Source organism: Pleomorphochaeta sp. DL1XJH-081 (genome assembly GCF_049310885.1).
Lineage (GTDB): Bacteria > Spirochaetota > Spirochaetia > Sphaerochaetales > Sphaerochaetaceae > CAYZJV01.
In genome coordinates this window covers 78,202-95,344 of record NZ_JBMDYO010000008.1, presented here as the reverse complement: position 1 = coordinate 95,344, position 17,143 = coordinate 78,202, and the positions used below count along the sequence as shown (strand labels likewise).

The window sequence follows — 17,143 nt, the reverse complement described above, 5'->3', positions numbered from 1 at the left end:
TCGCTATCGGGTTCGTCGGCAACTACGCCCCTTGGGATTTTCACCCAAGGATGATGACATGCCCGTCATACAGAAAAACCGCCGGAGCGACCGGCGGTTTTTTTCAGATTGCGAGACACCTTACTTCTTGTTCTTGTGTCTATTCTTTCTCAGCTTTTTCTTTCTCTTATGAGTAGCAATCTTATGCTTTTTTCTTTTTCTTCCACAAGGCACGATAGAGCTCCTTAATCGTTAAGATAACCAATTGGTCTGTTGTAATTACGTTGACATTATGCTCACTAAGGACAATAACGTCAAGAGGTGCTTCCAAAGTACTAAAAAAGAGCTTTCACTGCTTGCCTGAGCCTGAACGCATGGATACAATACAGATACTATGCGAGTATTAATTTTTGGATTAGGAATCCTTGGCGGCGGCTTTGCTTCTGCAAGTTACTTTCTTGACCATGGAGATGAAGTGAGGATAACAGATCTTCGGAGTGAGAAGGAACTGGGGAATCCGATACAAATGCTCAAGGAAAAGGGAGCAACCCTAGTTTGTGGCAAACACCGCGAAGAGGATTTCCTTTGGGCTGACCTTGTAGTGAAGAATCCTGCAGTCTCTCCAAAGAGTCCTTACCTGGTTCACGCGAAACGGGTAACAAGCGATATTGCATACTTCATGTCATCACCATTGGTGGATTCCTTAAAAGCGATTGCTGTCACCGGCACGAAAGGAAAAACTACAACAGTGGCTGCCGTGACCCATATATTGAATGCCACCGGTCATGAGACGGTCCAGCTGGGTAATATGGGAATTAGTGGCTTTTCTGTACTTATGAACTTCGAGGAACGATTGCATAATGGTCGCGCTCTTCCCGAATACGTAATTTTAGAATTATCGAGCTGGCAAATCAGAGACCTGTATGCATCGATGGGGCCAAAGATACCGAATTTTCATTTGGTGGCACTAACATCGCTGTTCCCTGATCATCTAAATAATTATGTAGATTACCAATCGTATAAAGATGACAAATGGCTTCTATTCGGTTCTAGAAACACCAGAATGATCGTTCCAAAGAATGTATACAGTGAAGTAATGGAAATATCCGATATAAAATCCCGACATGTCAGGACAACCGAAAGTTTTCTTGGAGCAGAAAAAATATCAGTAAAGATCAGGACAGCATGGTCCATTTGCCGTAGCTTGAGACTTGGGATTAAGCAGATCTCCGAAGCACTACTCACCTTCAGAGGCGTTCCCCATAGGCAAGAACAATTGGGCGTGAAGAACCACGTTGTCTTTATTAATGATTCTTCAGCCACTATACCAGAAGCAGTTACCTTCTCTTGTGCCAATTGTCCTTGGGCGTACCATCTCATTTGCGGAGGAACCGATAAGAATCTAAAGCCTGATGGAATGCTTCAAGCTGCCAGAGATGCCTCTTCAGTCTATCTCCTTGATGGCAGTTTCACAAAGGACAAGTTGATTCCTTTTCTTACCGAACACGATATTCCCTACAGTGGTCCGTTCTCTTCTCTTAAAGAGGCCTTTGATAAGGCTTATAAAGCTGCAAAATCTGATACAGCAATTCTTCCTCATGTGGCTTTGATACTCTCTCCTGGAGCGGCTTCATTCGGTATGTTCCGTCATGAATTCGATCGTGGCGACCAATTCAGAAGACTCTTTGAAGCTGTTGAGGATATCGATCGATAGACAGTGCTCAATCGATCCGACTAACTGAAAATTGTTGTGACATTCGCTTGGGATGCTTTTTCCGATACAGACTGAACCTAAACCTCTCCATCTGAGAGTAGGAAAAACGCACGAATCTCCGATATACATAGTCAATCGACGGATGACGATAACAGACATAGCCTCCGAAGGCTCGTTTAAATAGCCTCAGTCCTTCCAGATGTGCACCGCGAGAATTGGGTCCACTGATTCCATAAAGATCATAAATACTGCATCCTCTCTCACAAGCATCCCTAATAGCGATATCTTGCAATAGGTAAGATGGTGAACAACCTTCAATCCTCAAGGAAGCTCCGAAGAGATAAACGGAAATCTCAGACGATGACATGATCAGAGCCCCTCCAATAACTTTATTTCCATGAAATGCAAGAAAGAGATGGGGCGAAACTCCAGCTGTCTGAAGTTTGAGAATATGTTTTATATAGGTCTCCGATCGGGCGGAAAAGCCATCTCTCCTTGCGGTCTCAAGATAGACTGTGTACCATGAATCGAATAATTTTTGTGAACCATTCCATGGTTTAACCGTAATACCGTGAGCTTTAGCTTTACGGATATTCCTGCGTGCTCTTTCCCTATATTGTGATCGGACATTTTCATATCCCCCAGAGAGGCCAATCCTCGAGGTACCCTCTGGTTGAACCGATTCCCGGCATATTTTGATTTTCTTCCCGCCAATCGTCGGTAACTCGGACACTCCCTGGGTAAACCAGGGTAAATCGTACCGAATAAACGCGGTTCCTTTCGGAAGAAGGGGTCTAATGCGTTGGGAAAACTCCTTAATCTGGTTAGAAAGGTCCCCTTCATATTCATAGACAGGAGGACCGAAAGGAATGTATGCCAAACGGAGACCCAAAAATAGCTTCCTGACCAATACTAGGACGATTGAAACATGTTCGTTACCATCGATACCTGTCGCAGTATAGGAAAAAGCAAAAGACCTCCATCCTGAAGGTCTTTTTACGATGGCCCAGAATTGGCTTTGGAATGGATTTCCGGTAGCTTCGAGTCTATCTAGACCCACCCGCTGAACCTTCATGATCTCCATGTCGCTTAGCCCACTTCCCCATTGAGATACATAGTAGCCTTAAGAGTTTTTCCATCTGAGACCAATGGTTTGCCGTCAATCTTCACAATTCCATCCTCAGTAACCAGAGGCAAGGAGAAAAACTGGTCTGCCTTTACTTGGCTCCTCGGTTGTTCCGGTGCATCAAATCCCTCAGGATTCAATTCAGTACCTACAGGAAATTGGTCTGCAAACAGCACTTCACAGGTTGAGTGTGGCTCTGCAGTTGGATCACTTGCAGCCAAAAGCATTCCCCTACTCTTCACACCTCTAAAATTGGCAGGTTTTAGGTTTTGTACCAATACGATATGCTTATCCTTCAATTCCTCTTCCTTATAGAAAGGGACAATACTTGAAACGATCGTCGTTGGTTCCTCATCTCCGGTGTCAACCTGGAGGATATATAGTTTATCCCCATTGGGATGTCTCTGTATGTCGACAATCTTACTCACCTTAAGTGTTACTTTCTTTGCGAATATCTCTGCTGGCGATTCCACTTTTTCCTCTTGTCCAATCATTCGTTGCTTCTCCTCATTCCGGGAATCTTGACTTCCCGCGTATCGGGTTCTCATTGTCTCTATTAGGTCATCTTCAAGCTTCGTGAAGAGATAGTCCGGACTTTCCAGATTTTCTAATCCATTGAAAGATCCTAGATCACTCCAAGCGGCGTCCGTACTGCCAAGATAACCCAACAAACGCTTCGATGTTGCTGGCATATAGGGTTGGATTAAAATGCCCAAATCCCGAATTAGGTATACCAATGTGCGTAATAATGTAGCTGCCGCCTCTGGGTTCTCTTTTCTTTGACGCCAGGGTTCTCCATCTTGGAAAGCCTTGTTACCTATTGAAGAGAGAGCGAATATTCTTCTCAGAGCCTCTCTCAATTCAGCATGTTCAAGTAGATTGTCGATTTCTGACTCTTTTTCTAATATCACCTTAGCTAAAGAACTGTCAATCGTACCCTCGGGGATCTTTCCATCATAGAAACGTTGGAGAAAAGTCAATGTTCTATTAACCAGATTGGATAGATTTCCTATCAACTCTCCATTAACCTTTTCCTGAAAATCTTTCCAAGTAAAGAGTACATCTGATTTCTCTGGTCGATTGTAGAACATGTAGAATCTCCACATGTCAGCTGGAATTCCGGTCTCTTGGACATCATTTCCAAAAACTCCGATCCCTTTACTCTTTGAAAACTTTCCACCTTCATAATTCAGATACTCACTGGAAGACATGTGGTGAAGCATTGTCCAATCTTCTCCGGTAGCCAATAGGGATGTGGGAAATATGACCGTATGGAAAGGAATGTTATCTTTACCAATAAACTGGAAAAGTTCTACTTCATTAGGATTTTGCCACCACTCCTTCCAATTTTCAGTATATGCGGCAGTTATGGATATATAACCAATCGGTGCATCGAACCATACATAGAAGACTTTATCTTCATACCCCTCTTTGGGTACAGGAATCCCCCACTTCAAATCGCGGGTAATAGCACGTTCCTTCAATCCGTCACGAATCCATGATTTCGTAGTTTGGATCGCGTTCCTTGCCCAAAAACCATCTACAGAAGCCTTGTCCAGCCATTTTTCCAGTAGAGGTAACGCCTTAGGAAGATCAATGTACAAGTGTCTTGTTTTCTTGAGAACTGGAGTCGATCCGCAAACACCACATACGGGATCTATGAGATCGGTTGGGTCCAATAGGCTTCCACAGGAATCACACTGATCACCCCGTGCTCCGGTAGAACCACATTTTGGACAGACACCTTCAACAAAACGATCTGCTAGGAATCGTTTGTCATGTTCACAGTACAATTGCTCAATTTGTGCAGGACGAATGTAACCCGCCGCATCTACTTTTTTGAAAATATCTTGGACAATCTCTGTCTGTTCAGGACTACTAGTCCTTCCGAAGGAATCGAAATCAATTTCGAACCACTTATAGATATCTCTATGGATCACATGGTATCGATCACAGAGCGTTCTTGGATCCACCCCTTCCTGTAAGGCACGAGTCTCACTCGCCGTCCCATACTCATCGGTTCCACAAATATAGAGAGTCTCATATCCCTTGGAACGACAGAAACGGGCGAAACAATCTGCAGATAAGACCTGCACCAGATTTCCTAGATGGGGGATGTTATTCACATATGGAAGTGCGGAGGTAATCAATCGTTTTTTCATGATGAACACTATAACCTTGAAATTAGGTTTTTTCAATCGTATGCAACCTATAGGCAAGGAATGCATGATATTTCATCAAAATTGGTATTTCCGACGAGCGATTGTATCACCTTCATTGACGATGCCCACCAACTAAGCTACATTTACATCATAGGTAAGGATTCTTACCAAGGAGGAAATGTAATGAATAGTTCGGGAGCATCGTCCCGCAATCCATTCCACATAAGTCCGAAACTGATTATTGCTGCCGTTGCAGTAGTAATACTCTTCATATTGGTGATGAGTAGTTTCTTTGTGGTGGATCAAACAGAACAATCCGTAGTATTACGGTTTGGGAAATTCAACAGGATAGTCGGACCCGGCTTGCAGACAAAACTCCCTCTGGGAATCGACCGGAATTACAATGTCCCTACAAGAGTCGTGCAAACCATGACCTTTGGGCAATCCAACACTTCACAGGATTACAGTTCCATGTTCATGAACACCCCTTCCGGCTCTTCAGCTGGAGAGTCGATCATGTTGACGGGAGATTTGAATATTGTCGATGTCCAATGGATCATCCAGTATAGGATAGAGGATCCTGCAAAATGGTTGTTCAATGTCCAAGAAAGAGATAAGACAATCCGAGATATCAGCCAGAGCGTGATAAACCAATTGGTTGGAGATCTACCTATTCTCGCCATCATGTCCAGCGAACGAACCGCGATCGAGATTGAATCACAGGAAAAGATGCAGAAAGCCTTTGATTCCTATAATCTTGGAGTGCGTGTCGTAACGGTTAAATTACAAAATATCGTTCCTCCGGTCGGTGAGGTCCAGGATGCATTTGAAGATGTAAACAAATCAATCCAGGATATGAACCGATTGATAAATGAAGGAAAGGAGCAATACAACCGGGAAATTCCACGGGCGCAAGGAGAAGCTGCACAAATTACTCAAGTTGCAGAAGGATACGCTGCTGAGCGGGTAAACAATGCACTTGGTGATGTAGCACGATTCAGTTCTGTGCTTGAAGCCTACATGCTTAGCGAGGATATTACGGCTAGACGTCTTTATATAGAGACTATGGAGGAAATTTTGAAGGAAGCCGACGCAGGTACTCTTACCTTGATCGACAAGGAGTTGGAAAACTTCTTACCTATTAGTAATCTCACCAATGTCCAAGGAGGTGCACAATGAAAAAGCTTGTAACCACCTTGGTCGTCATATTGGTTCTTCTTGTTATTTTCCTGCTTCTCGGACCGTTCTTTATCGTACAAGAGGGAGAAATCGCGGTCGTCACCAGGTTTGGAAAAATTGAGAATACCCACCTGGAAGCCGGTCTCAAAATCAAAGTCCCGTTGGTCGATACCGTTGTCAAGTATCCAAAGAAAATCATGAGTTGGGACGGAGATGCACAGCGTATTCCGACGAAAGAAAACCAATTCATATGGGTAGACACAACCGCTAGATGGAGAATTACCGATCCAGCACTTTTTTATCAATCTGTGACTTCCCTACCTAATGCTATCCTACGACTCAATGATATCATTGACTCGACGATCCGTACGGTAATCAGTGAGAACTTCCTTAATGAAGCCGTCAGGAATTCCAACCAGATCAATAACCTTCGGGTTGTTGAACAGGTTCAGAATGTCGAAAACCTGGAGGATGCCGAACAGTTGCGCAATCTTACAAAAACAGAAACGCAACAGGAAACCATCGCAATCGGTCGTGAAAAACTGAGTCAGCAGATGCTGGTCATGGCAAGTCCATTTACCCAAGAGTTCGGGATTGAAGTCATCGACATTGTAATTAGACAGATTCGTTACAGTGATGATCTTACACAGAGCGTTTATCAAAGAATGATAAAGGAAAGAAACCAGATTGCCGAGGCCTATCGTTCCTATGGAGAAGGTCAACAAGCAAGATGGGTTGGTAAGACCGAGAACGATAAGAAGAGTATCTTGAGTCAGGCTTATGCTGAAGCTGAGACCATCAAGGGTGTCGCGGATGCACAGGCAACCGAAATTTACGCCGAAGCATATGAAGAGAATCCAGAATTCTTCACCTTGTGGAGAACCTTGGAGTCGTACAAGAAGACTATTCCGAATCTGAATAAGATTTTCTCAACGGATATGGATTACTTTACGATTCTCTATGGGAAGGATAGTACATTCTAATAATCAGGTGAGTAATAATGAAGGCCATCTTCCGACTTACGTTGGATGGTGGCCTTTTCTTTTCATTAATAATTATTGAATTGAGTTGTTATAGAATTAGGATTATATTCAGGCTATTGCTTCGCAGGCAGGACAATGACCGGTAATATTGACCTGGACTTCATCTATAGTGAAACCATCCGGTACTTGTACGTCAGGGAATCCAACTGAATGTAAATCATAGACATTCCCACAATCTGAACATTTGAAATGCATGTGGTTTGCGATATTGGCATCATAACGCATTTCGTTCTTTTCTATTGCGATTCTTTTTACAACATTGCGATCACAAAGTAGATTTAATACATTGTAGACAGTTGTACGAGAGATCGAAGCCATATGTTTCTTCAATTCTCCGTAAATGTCGTCTGCAGTAGGATGATTTTGATGGTCGACCAGATATCGGTATACAGCAACCCTATGGTTCAAAGGTCGTACACCGTGGTCCAATAATATTCTCTTTTCATCACCAGGCTTCAAGAAAGGCATTTGTACCATGATTACACTTCTCCTGTTATATAAATGTATGTATGACAAATTTAGTAAAGTGTCAACTGAATGAAGCTCCTCAGACGAATATATTGTAAATGCAACATTAATTTTTATTTTTATGTATATTTTTTGTATATTTATTCTTTTTTTTGTATTTAATCAGTAGTCTTATCATCAAAAATCGGACTATCACCCTTCTCCGTTTTGCTTCAGTATTGTATAGTATCTGAACGACAGTTTGTAATAGGATTTGTGCACATGGTAAAACACGTACTCTACATCTTGCTTCTCTCCCTACTCTTCTTTTCGGGTTGCGTCAGCAATCAACTCTCCATTGCCCAACCTGAGCCAGAACGAATCCCCTATAGGATAATCGCAGGAACCGTTCTCTATCCAAACAACCTCTATTTTCCCTCTAGGGTGCATATGGAGATTACGTTAGTCGCAACCAATCTATCTAACAACCAGAGTGTACCAATTGTTAAACAGAGCATTCGGAATCCGCAACGGTTTCCAGTGAATTTCATTCTCCGTTATGATCCACGTGACATATCTCCTGCATATGAATACTCTGTGGATGTCGCGTTGTTTCGGGAAACCGAAGAAACTCCCTATCTAAAGAATTTTCCATTTCCTCTTCCAGAACTGACTGGAGACGATAATCTAGTCGTTGAACTTCAACCTGTCCCATAGAATTTCCAGATTATTTTCTTTCCTCCAGACCTTCTTGTATATTTATGCAGTAAATACTTGATTTTATTTTATGTTTATGCAATATTCGGGTCATTACATGAAATTATATACGCCAAGGGCGAGAAGAGGTGATCATATGGGTAAAGAAAAAGTAATTTTGGCATACAGCGGAGGATTAGATACTTCGGTAATTCTCAAATGGTTGGTGAACAAAGGTTTTGATGTTATCGCCTACGTTGCCAATGTTGGTCAGGTTGAGGATTTTGATGCTATCGAGAAGAAAGCTATTGCCACAGGGGCATCCAAAGTTTATGTGGAAGATTTAAGAAGGGATTTGGTTACTGATTACATTTTCCAAGCTTTGAAAGCCAACGCTACCTATGAAGGGAAATACTTACTCGGTACTTCAATAGCAAGACCTATTATTGCAAAAAGACATATTGAGATCGCACAGAAAGAGGGAACAAAATATGTCGCCCATGGAGCGACCGGTAAAGGAAACGACCAAGTAAGATTCGAACTTGGATACTATGCTCTCATGCCCGATGTAAAAATAATCGCCCCATGGAAAGACCCCGAATGGCTAGCTGAATTCGAAGGTCGATCCCATATGATTGCATATGCAGAAAAATATGGAATTCCCGTAAAAGCATCAACCAAGAAACCCTACAGCGAAGACGAGAATCTCCTCCACATCAGTCATGAGGCAGGCATCTTGGAAGATCCGGCACTTCGTTGTCCAGACGAAGTATTTTCTCATACCGTTTCACCAAAAGATGCACCAGACCAAGAGACGGTACTTGCGATCGATTTTGTTGATGGGGTTCCAGTGAAAGTCCTTAACGAAAACGATGGAACTGAAATCACCGATCCACTTGAAATGTTCCTATACCTCAATAAAGTTGGACATGATAACGCAGTCGGACGAATCGATATGGTGGAAAACCGATATGTGGGAATTAAGAGTCGAGGTGTTTATGAGACTCCTGGAGGCACGATTCTCTGGTTTGTCCATAGAGATTTAGAAGGAATCTGTATGGATAAAGAGGTCATGCATTTGAGGGATATGCTGATGCCTAAATACGCTGAACTTATCTACAACGGCTATTGGTTTAGCCCAGAGTTCGATTTTTTGACTTCAGCATTCGAAAAAAGTCAGGAGCTCATAACAGGAACCGCTAAAGTCGCCATCTATAAGGGAAATCTCATTGGTGCCGGTGTCTCAAGCCCCTATTCCCTCTACAATGAAGCTTTGGGAAGCATGGAAGTATCCGGTGGATACCAACCTGTCGATTGCAAAGGATTCATCAATATCAATGGTATCAGGTTACAGGCACACCACTATTGGTTGAAAGCCAAAGCGCTTGATGAGAAGAAATAGGACTCTTCTCATCTCTGGATAGAGAGGAAGATCCTCGGGCTTTTTTTACCCGAGGGTTTCCTCGTAATGTTCAACTCCAAGAGAAAGAATCTTAGCTATATGGTCATCATTCAAGCGGTAGTGAATATTCCGTCCCTCTTTCCGGTGTCTTACGAGCCGCGAAGCTCTTAATAGCTTTAATTGTTGACTTATTGTAGATTGCTGCATGCCTAATGTCTCAGCTATCATGTGTACAGGGAGTTCCCCCTTCTCCAAGAGGAAAAGAATTTTCAATCGAGTGGAATCACCGAATACTTTAAAAAAATCGGCGATATCGGATATTTCCTCTTCCAAGGGGATGTTTCGATCAGCTTCTGCCATATATTCTCCCATATGGACACAACTTACCATACTGCAGCAACCAAGGCAATCAGGCTAACATATATTTTCATTTTACATAAATTGGTTTACCATATTTATACTAACTACATATTCTCGGAGGGATCGATGGAGAACAATACAGCTACTTTAGGTGCAGTTGGATGGATAGGAACGGGAGTAATGGGGCGCTGGATGGCACACCATATCGTTCCACTTGCTTCGCCTCTTTATGTATACAATCGTACGAAAAGCAAGACAGCTCCTCTTGTTTCTGAAGGAGCTACTGCTGTCGATTTGCCAAAAGAGATCGCAGAAAAATGTAGAATAATTTTTACGATTGTTGGCCACCCCTCAGACGTAGAAGCTGTCTATTTTGGTGAAAATGGTCTTCTGCAACATGCGCAGGAGGGAACCATCTTTATCGATATGACTACTACAAAACCATCTTTGGCAATCGAAATCAACAAAGCAGCTAAAAAAATTGGATGTGATAGTATTGATGCCCCCGTCTCAGGAGGGGATGTTGGAGCAAGAAATGGACAACTATCAATAATGGCAGGAGGTACAAAGGAATCCTTCGAGAAGATTCTTCCCTTCTTTCAGGAAATGGGAAAATCGGCTGTTTTGCAAGGTCCCGCAGGTAGTGGACAACACACTAAAATGTGCAATCAAATTGTCATTGCAGGAACCATGATCGGAGTATCGGAGTCTTTACTCTATGCCCGGAAGGCCGGCCTAGATGGAGAGACCCTTGTACAAACTATTGGTAAAGGAGCTGCAGGATGCTGGACACTGGACAACTTGGCACCGCGTGTGCTAAAAGATGATTTCAAACCCGGATTCATGATTGATCATTTTATCAAGGATATGGGAATAGCTTTGGAGGAGTCCAAGAACATGGGACTTGCGTTACCAGGGTTGGCTCTCGTGCAGCAACTGTATATAGCGTTGCAAGGAGCAGGAGAAGGGAGCAATGGAACGCAAGCTTTGGTCAAGGCTCTTGATCGATTGAATAGCACACATCTGTGGAACTGATTTCGTCATACATGCAAGGAGGCAATATGGAGATCAATAAAGAGTTCGCTACGCTGTCTTTACCAGATCAGGAACCCATTCAAGTTCCGGTAATTACCGATAATATGGGGGCAAAATCGATAGATATCCATGCCCTCAGGAAAGAGACCGGGTATATTACTTACGATCCTGGATTCGTCAATACAGGAAGTTGTACCAGCTCGATCTGTTATGTGAATGGTGAGCAGGGAATCCTTAGGTACCGAGGATATGATATTGAAGATCTCGTAGAAAATTGTGATTTCGTTGAAGTTGCGTATTTGCTCATCAAAGGTGAGCTTCCGAATGCAGAAGAACGGAAGCATTATGCAGAGCTACTCAATAAAGAATCATTACTGCACTTTGATATGCAAAATTTCTTCAGGGGATATCCTTTTGATGCTCATCCGATGTCGGTGCTTGCCGCCATGTCTGTATCATTATCGGCATTCTACCCGGAAATGGATGACATTGACCCTGAACTTCAGGTCGACTTCGCAGTTACCCGCCTTGTATCGAAGATCAGAACAATTACTGCATTCACCTATCGTCATATGAAAGGTGAAGAATTCGTGAATCCTTCCTACAAATATAGTTATTGCGAAAACTTCCTTAATATGATGTTCAAATCTCCTGTGATCGACTACCAGATCAACCCACTACATGTAAAGGCACTCAACCAATTGTTGATTCTCCACGCTGACCATGAACAGAATTGTAGTACTACAGCTGTTCGGCTTATAGCTAGTAGCGAGGCAAATTTATATGCTTCGATTTCTGCAGGAATTTGCGCTCTTTGGGGTTATAAGCATGGAGGAGCTAACCAAGCTGTAATAGAGATGTTGGAAACCGCCCATGCGAACGGATGGACAGCCCAGGAAATTGTGGAGAAAGCGAAGAATAAGGAAATTCTCCTTATGGGATTCGGGCATCGTGTCTACAAGACCTACGATCCTCGAGCAAAGATTGCGAAAAAGCTCTGCAAGGAAGTTCTATCCGAGCATGGTGAACATGATCCTCTCTTGGATCTTGCCCTTGAGTTGGAAGATGCCGCAGTCAATGATGAATATTTCAAGGAACGTAGCCTCTATCCCAATGTTGACTTCTATACGGGACTCATTTTCCGAAGAATGGGTATTCCCACAAATATGTTCACCTGCATGTTCGCTATGGGCAGACTACCCGGATGGATAGCACACTGGTTGGAGTGGAAGAAGGATCCGTACGGAAAGATTGGAAGGCCTCGTCAGGTCTACAGTGGACCATATGTCAGAAAGGTACAAAATTTGAGCGACCGCTAAATCGCAGTCGCCCGTCGTATCACCATGAACCTGCCAAGGATTAATCCTGGCAGGTTTTCTTTGTTTGGGTTATACATTCTTAGTAAAATTAAGCAACCCACCTGCTTTCAATAAGGCCAACTGTCGTGGGGTAATATTCGCTTGAACAGCGAATTCAATAGTCCGTGTCCTATTGTAGATGGTAATGGGAGTACCTTCGTTTACCATCTTTTCCAGAGAATCGATTACGCCAATTAATTCGAGTTCATCGCCCTGTTCAACTTTTCCATAATCGTCATCACTGATAAATTCAAGTGGGAGAATGCCAAAATTACATAGGTTAGCCTGATGGATACGCTCGAATGATTTTGCGATAACCACTTTCACCCCCAGATACATTGGACAAATCGCTGCATGCTCCCGACTGCTACCCTGACCGTAAGAAACGCCTGCGACAACGATATTTGCAATCGATTTATTTTTATTGTCCATCGCACGATCATGGAAAGAGGAGTCGACACCCTCAAACGTATACTTTGCATAAGCTGGTATATTCGAACGATATTTCAATCGTGCTCCTGCTGGCATAATATGATCTGTGGTGATCTTGTCACCCGCCTTGAGCGTACAAACACCGGAAATATGGTCTTCCAGAGGAGAACTCGCAGGTGGATTTCCAATATTCGGCCCCCTGAGAACCTCGACTGAATTTCCATCTTCTGGAGGAAACACCAGAAGACCATCGTCTACAATAAAGACATCAGTTTTAGCTGGATCTGGATAGGCGATACCATGATTTGAGATAGGGTTGGTGAATTCTCCCGATATCGCGCTGAGTGCAGCTGTCTCTGGGCTAACCAGATAGACCTGTGCACTTTTTGTGCCGCTCCGGCCCTCAAAGTTTCTATTGTTCGTACGTAAGGAGACTGCATTTGAGCCAGGACTTTGATGGTTACCGATACAGAAACCACAAGCACTCTCCAATATCCTTGCCCCTGAAGCAATGAGTTTACCTAAAGATCCATCCTTAGCCAACATAAGCATCACTTCTCGGGAACCAGGCGCTATTCCCAAACTTACATTCGAGGCAACGGTATGCCCATCTAAGATTTGAGCCACTCGATGTAGCTCCGCATATGAACTATTGGTGCAAGATCCGATCAACACCTGGTCAACACGGAGACCTTTCAACTGTGCGACATCTACGATATTACCAGGTGAGTGAGGAGCTGCTGTCTTAGGAACTACGGTCGCTAGATCGATTTCGAAAAGACCATCATATGAGGCATCGGAATCTGCTTCCATTGAGCGATACCCCGCAACCCGTCCTTGAGCTTCCAAAAATTGCCTAGTATGTTCATCAGAGGGGAATAATGAAGTAGTTACTCCACATTCAGCTCCCATATTACAGATTGTCGCACGCTCGGGAACTGAGAGTGTCTTCACCCCCTCCCCTGTATATTCGAATACACAGTTGACATTCCCTTTGACCCCATACCGTTCAAGTACAGTGAGGATCACATCTTTTGCCGATACCCAAGGACGTAATTTTCCTGAAAGTCGAATTTCAATAACTTTAGGAGCAACCAGATGAAAAGCTCCTCCGCCCATGGCAACAGCAATATCGAGCCCTCCCGCACCAATTGCGATCATGCCCAAACCCCCTCCTGTCGGAGTATGGGAGTCTGAACCCAAGAGAGTTTTGCCTGGGAGACCAAACCGTTCAAGATGGACCTGATGGCAAATACCGTTTCCCGGTCTGGAAAACACTATACCGTAACGTTGGGCTACACTTTGCAGATATCGGTGATCATCTGCATTCTCAAATCCGACTTGGATGGTGTTATGGTCGACATAACTGACGGCCAGTTCGTTTTGCACTCTATCAAGACCCATCGATTCAAATTGCAGATAGGCCATGGTTCCTGTCGCATCTTGTGTAAGGGTCTGGTCAATGCGGATAGCAATATCTTTGCCTGCCACCAGCTCACCTTCAATCAAATGCTCACGCAAGATCTTGTATGCCAAAGTAGAACCCATTCATAACTCCTAATCTATATTGTATAGGCTTATCATGCCGTAAAGTGCCGATTTAGTACAGGGGATGTAGGTTATACACGCTTTATACCCAGCAAACCAAACACCCATGATCCAAGTACAGGGACCATAACTAACGCTGCGCATGCGTACAATACCGTGGCGAAATCCAGATATTGGTAAATTGTTCCCCCCACTACCGAGCCAACAACGGTACCGATGGTGAGCAATACCTCATGGAGCAACATTCTATGGGATCTATTAACGCTACCGGAAGCACCATGGAAGATACTGTATGAATAGGACATGGAGAATAATATTCCGAATAGGAAAAAAAATAGGATATGCCCCCCAACTCCTTCTATTATGGTACCGAACAGACAAATCATAGCCACCAGAATTTGGGTAATAAGGACAATATGCTTATTAAAGTGCCATATACTTGTTTTTCCCATCACTACAAACATTCCTACAGTCGAGATACCTCTTACGAAGAGGAGAAATCCTACTATTGATTCGGAGAAGGGAAGATTATCCATAGCATGAAGGGGAAAAATCGTAAGAGTCACGGCCAAGGAGGCATAGACCGTAAGCACTCCCGCCCAAGACAAGAAACGCAGAGGTGTACTAGAATCTACCATTTCAGTCTGGTGGAGATTTTGCTTTTCCGATACCACAGCTCGGATTCCAGGTACCAGCATAGTCGCTACTTTTACAATAAGAAACACAAGGATAAAGAGTATTATACCAGCTAATAAGGGCGTACCTGTGGCGTGTTCGAGTAGAATGCCAGTCAAAAAAGGCGAGAGTGCGGCACCCAAGGACCATGAAACATTGAAAGAAGATGTTGCACGATTGAGAGCCCTACCCTCTTTCCCTCTGGCAAGCCATCCCTCAATCTGAGGCCACAAAAATGACATAGCGATTCCATAGAGAACCAAGGCCAGATAGGCAATAATAACTGTCTTTGTGGTCATTACGATGAAGGTTGCAAATGACATGCCAACCATCGAAAGCTCGACACTATGACGAGGTTTTAGCCGTGATGCAAATGGACCCAGCAGGAGACAACAAGCAAAATAGGTTGATGTATAAATAGCCGCGGAGAGTCCTACCATTTGGGCAGAGAGATTGAAAGCCAACCTCATATGGTACACGAGAGCAAGATTGACCATAGAAATGGCAAATTGTGCCCAAAATGAGGCCATATTGATAATCAGAGTTTGCAATGATGCCGATCGGTCTGTTTTCATTACTTCAATTTGTACAGACTATTCGCTATCAATTGCAAGCCCATATTGCCGAACGCAAGCGAAATGCAGTAAAGTAATTTATATGGATATGGAAATAATTCTTTCAAACCGACCGTTGATAGCAGCACTGGCTGGGGCATTCGTAGCTCAGTTCCTCAAACCTTTCCTGCTTTGGCCATTTGAACGAAAATTCCAAGCCGAACTGTTTTTCAGTACTGGAGGGATGCCCTCCTCTCACACTGCAATGGTAGTAGCACTCTGTACGAGCATATTCATGACCGAGGGTGTTACCAGTATGGCCTTTGCCATCGCAATCACTTTTAGCTTGATAATCATGCATGACGCTATGGGGATTAGAAGAGCAGCCGGCAAACAGGCGGAAGTGATAAATGAATGGAGTAGACTGCTTGCACAGATCCATGCTGATGGTGAATTTACTCCCGAAAATCTCAAGACTATGCTTGGCCATAGTTTTATCCAAGTAATCGGTGGTACCGTAGTCGGATTGGTTACTGGAGTCGTATTTACTGCCATTTTGTGAATATTTATACAAATCTCATTGACATTCAATGCATAATTATGTAAATTCTGGCAATCTGTATCTTTATTGGAGGTTGTTATGAAAAAGACACTGCTTGTATGTGCTACCATGTTGATGTTCGTATCTATTCTTTTTGCTGGTGGAGCGAAAGAATCTGAAGGATACGTTTTCGGTTCCGACTGTACATGGCCACCACTTGAATTCGTAGATGAAAATGGTGAAATTGTCGGTTTTGAAATCGATCTTATCGCTGCGATGAGCGAACGTTCTGGCATACCCATGACCGTTAGGAATGTAGCTTGGGATGGTATTTTCGCTGGACTCAATAACGGAGCCTATGATGCTGTTGCCTCTGGAGTGACTGTCCTTGAAGAAAGAAAGGCAACCATGGACTTCACTACTCCAATTCTTGAAGTTACACAATCCATTATCGTAAACAACTCTTCAACTGGAATCTCCGATGAAAAAGATCTCTCTGGCAAGACTGTAGGTGTACAGATTGGTACTACCGGTCACTTTGCTGTTGAAAAGATTCCTGGTGTCACCGTCAAAGCATACGATGAGATCGGGCTTGCTGTAGAAGATCTGCTCAACCAGAATCTTGATGCGGTGGTAGCTGACTCCATCATCGCTGCCGATTTTGTACTTGCCAATGAAAATTATGCCAATAAGCTCAATGCGAGCGGTTCTCTTGATGGAGATGTTGAACAGATTGCCATGGCAGTAAAGAAAGGGAACACCGAATTACTCAATATCATCAACGAAAACATTGCAGCCCTTGAAGCTGATGGAACGATTGCAGCTTTGAAAGACAAGTGGAATATACTGTAATCGTCTTTCGTTCAAAAGGTTGACCGAAGTCTTTCCTAGG

15 protein-coding genes are annotated in these 17,143 nt (G+C 43.4%); 9 read left to right on the top strand and 6 right to left on the bottom strand.

The window, feature by feature from the left end; genetic code table 11:
* The first annotated feature begins 373 nt into the window (after positions 1 to 373).
* Positions 374 to 1,693: a Mur ligase family protein gene (locus tag ACODJP_RS11840; protein ID WP_422481756.1), complete on the top strand. Its 1,320-nt coding sequence runs from the start codon at positions 374 to 376 to the stop codon at positions 1,691 to 1,693.
* 7 nt (positions 1,694 to 1,700) lie between these two features.
* Here the strand turns inward: ACODJP_RS11840 and ACODJP_RS11835 are convergent, their stop codons facing one another.
* Both ACODJP_RS11835 and metG read right to left on the bottom strand, forming a co-directional pair.
* Positions 1,701 to 2,777, bottom strand: a complete 1,077-nt coding sequence (locus ACODJP_RS11835; RefSeq protein ID WP_422481754.1) for a lipid II:glycine glycyltransferase FemX — start codon at positions 2,775 to 2,777, stop codon at positions 1,701 to 1,703.
* Positions 2,778 to 2,782: 5 nt separating this feature from the next.
* A complete protein-coding gene (gene metG / locus ACODJP_RS11830; protein WP_422481752.1) occupies positions 2,783 to 4,981 on the bottom strand; it encodes a methionine--tRNA ligase in 2,199 nt (732 codons plus the stop codon).
* Positions 4,982 to 5,164: 183 nt separating this feature from the next.
* Between metG and hflK the strand changes: the two genes are divergently transcribed.
* Complete coding sequence (hflK, locus tag ACODJP_RS11825; protein WP_422481750.1) at positions 5,165 to 6,160, top strand: FtsH protease activity modulator HflK; 996 nt, start codon at positions 5,165 to 5,167, stop codon at positions 6,158 to 6,160.
* On the top strand, positions 6,157 to 7,143 hold the full coding sequence (gene hflC / locus ACODJP_RS11820; RefSeq protein WP_422481748.1) for a protease modulator HflC: 987 nt from the start codon (positions 6,157 to 6,159) through the stop codon (positions 7,141 to 7,143). Before hflK ends, hflC begins: the two co-directional genes overlap by 4 nt.
* Before the next feature lie 108 nt (positions 7,144 to 7,251).
* Here the strand turns inward: hflC and ACODJP_RS11815 are convergent, their stop codons facing one another.
* Positions 7,252 to 7,680 carry a Fur family transcriptional regulator gene (locus ACODJP_RS11815; protein ID WP_422481746.1) on the bottom strand — a complete coding sequence of 143 codons (429 nt, stop codon included), beginning with the start codon at positions 7,678 to 7,680 and terminating at the stop codon, positions 7,252 to 7,254.
* Positions 7,681 to 7,932: 252 nt separating this feature from the next.
* Here ACODJP_RS11815 and ACODJP_RS11810 point away from each other — a divergent pair, with 252 nt between their 5' ends.
* Positions 7,933 to 8,367 (top strand): YbaY family lipoprotein, encoded by a 435-nt coding sequence (locus ACODJP_RS11810; RefSeq protein ID WP_422481744.1) that lies wholly within the window; start codon positions 7,933 to 7,935, stop codon positions 8,365 to 8,367.
* A gap of 136 nt (positions 8,368 to 8,503) precedes the next feature.
* Complete coding sequence (locus ACODJP_RS11805; RefSeq protein ID WP_422481742.1) at positions 8,504 to 9,748, top strand: argininosuccinate synthase; 1,245 nt, start codon at positions 8,504 to 8,506, stop codon at positions 9,746 to 9,748.
* Between the two features lie 45 nt (positions 9,749 to 9,793).
* On the opposite strand, the gene ACODJP_RS11800 is transcribed toward ACODJP_RS11805, so the two are convergent.
* On the bottom strand, positions 9,794 to 10,108 hold the full coding sequence (locus ACODJP_RS11800; protein WP_422481740.1) for an ArsR/SmtB family transcription factor: 315 nt from the start codon (positions 10,106 to 10,108) through the stop codon (positions 9,794 to 9,796).
* A 126-nt stretch (positions 10,109 to 10,234) separates the two neighbouring features.
* Here ACODJP_RS11800 and ACODJP_RS11795 point away from each other — a divergent pair, with 126 nt between their 5' ends.
* Both ACODJP_RS11795 and ACODJP_RS11790 read left to right on the top strand, forming a co-directional pair.
* Complete coding sequence (locus ACODJP_RS11795; RefSeq protein WP_422481738.1) at positions 10,235 to 11,143, top strand: NAD(P)-dependent oxidoreductase; 909 nt, start codon at positions 10,235 to 10,237, stop codon at positions 11,141 to 11,143.
* A gap of 26 nt (positions 11,144 to 11,169) precedes the next feature.
* Positions 11,170 to 12,462, top strand: coding sequence for a citrate synthase (locus ACODJP_RS11790; RefSeq protein WP_422481736.1), 1,293 nt, complete (start codon positions 11,170 to 11,172; stop codon positions 12,460 to 12,462).
* Between the two features lie 69 nt (positions 12,463 to 12,531).
* Here ACODJP_RS11790 and ACODJP_RS11785 read toward each other — a convergent pair whose 3' ends face one another.
* Both ACODJP_RS11785 and ACODJP_RS11780 read right to left on the bottom strand, forming a co-directional pair.
* Positions 12,532 to 14,481 carry an aconitate hydratase gene (locus ACODJP_RS11785; protein WP_422481734.1) on the bottom strand — a complete coding sequence of 650 codons (1,950 nt, stop codon included), beginning with the start codon at positions 14,479 to 14,481 and terminating at the stop codon, positions 12,532 to 12,534.
* 71 nt (positions 14,482 to 14,552) lie between these two features.
* Positions 14,553 to 15,731: an MFS transporter gene (locus ACODJP_RS11780; protein ID WP_422481732.1), complete on the bottom strand. Its 1,179-nt coding sequence runs from the start codon at positions 15,729 to 15,731 to the stop codon at positions 14,553 to 14,555.
* An 82-nt stretch (positions 15,732 to 15,813) separates the two neighbouring features.
* Here ACODJP_RS11780 and ACODJP_RS11775 point away from each other — a divergent pair, with 82 nt between their 5' ends.
* A complete protein-coding gene (locus ACODJP_RS11775) occupies positions 15,814 to 16,272 on the top strand; it encodes a divergent PAP2 family protein (RefSeq protein ID WP_422481730.1) in 459 nt (152 codons plus the stop codon).
* 78 nt (positions 16,273 to 16,350) lie between these two features.
* A complete protein-coding gene (locus tag ACODJP_RS11770) occupies positions 16,351 to 17,103 on the top strand; it encodes a basic amino acid ABC transporter substrate-binding protein (protein WP_422481728.1) in 753 nt (250 codons plus the stop codon).
* The last annotated feature ends 40 nt before the right edge of the window (positions 17,104 to 17,143 follow it).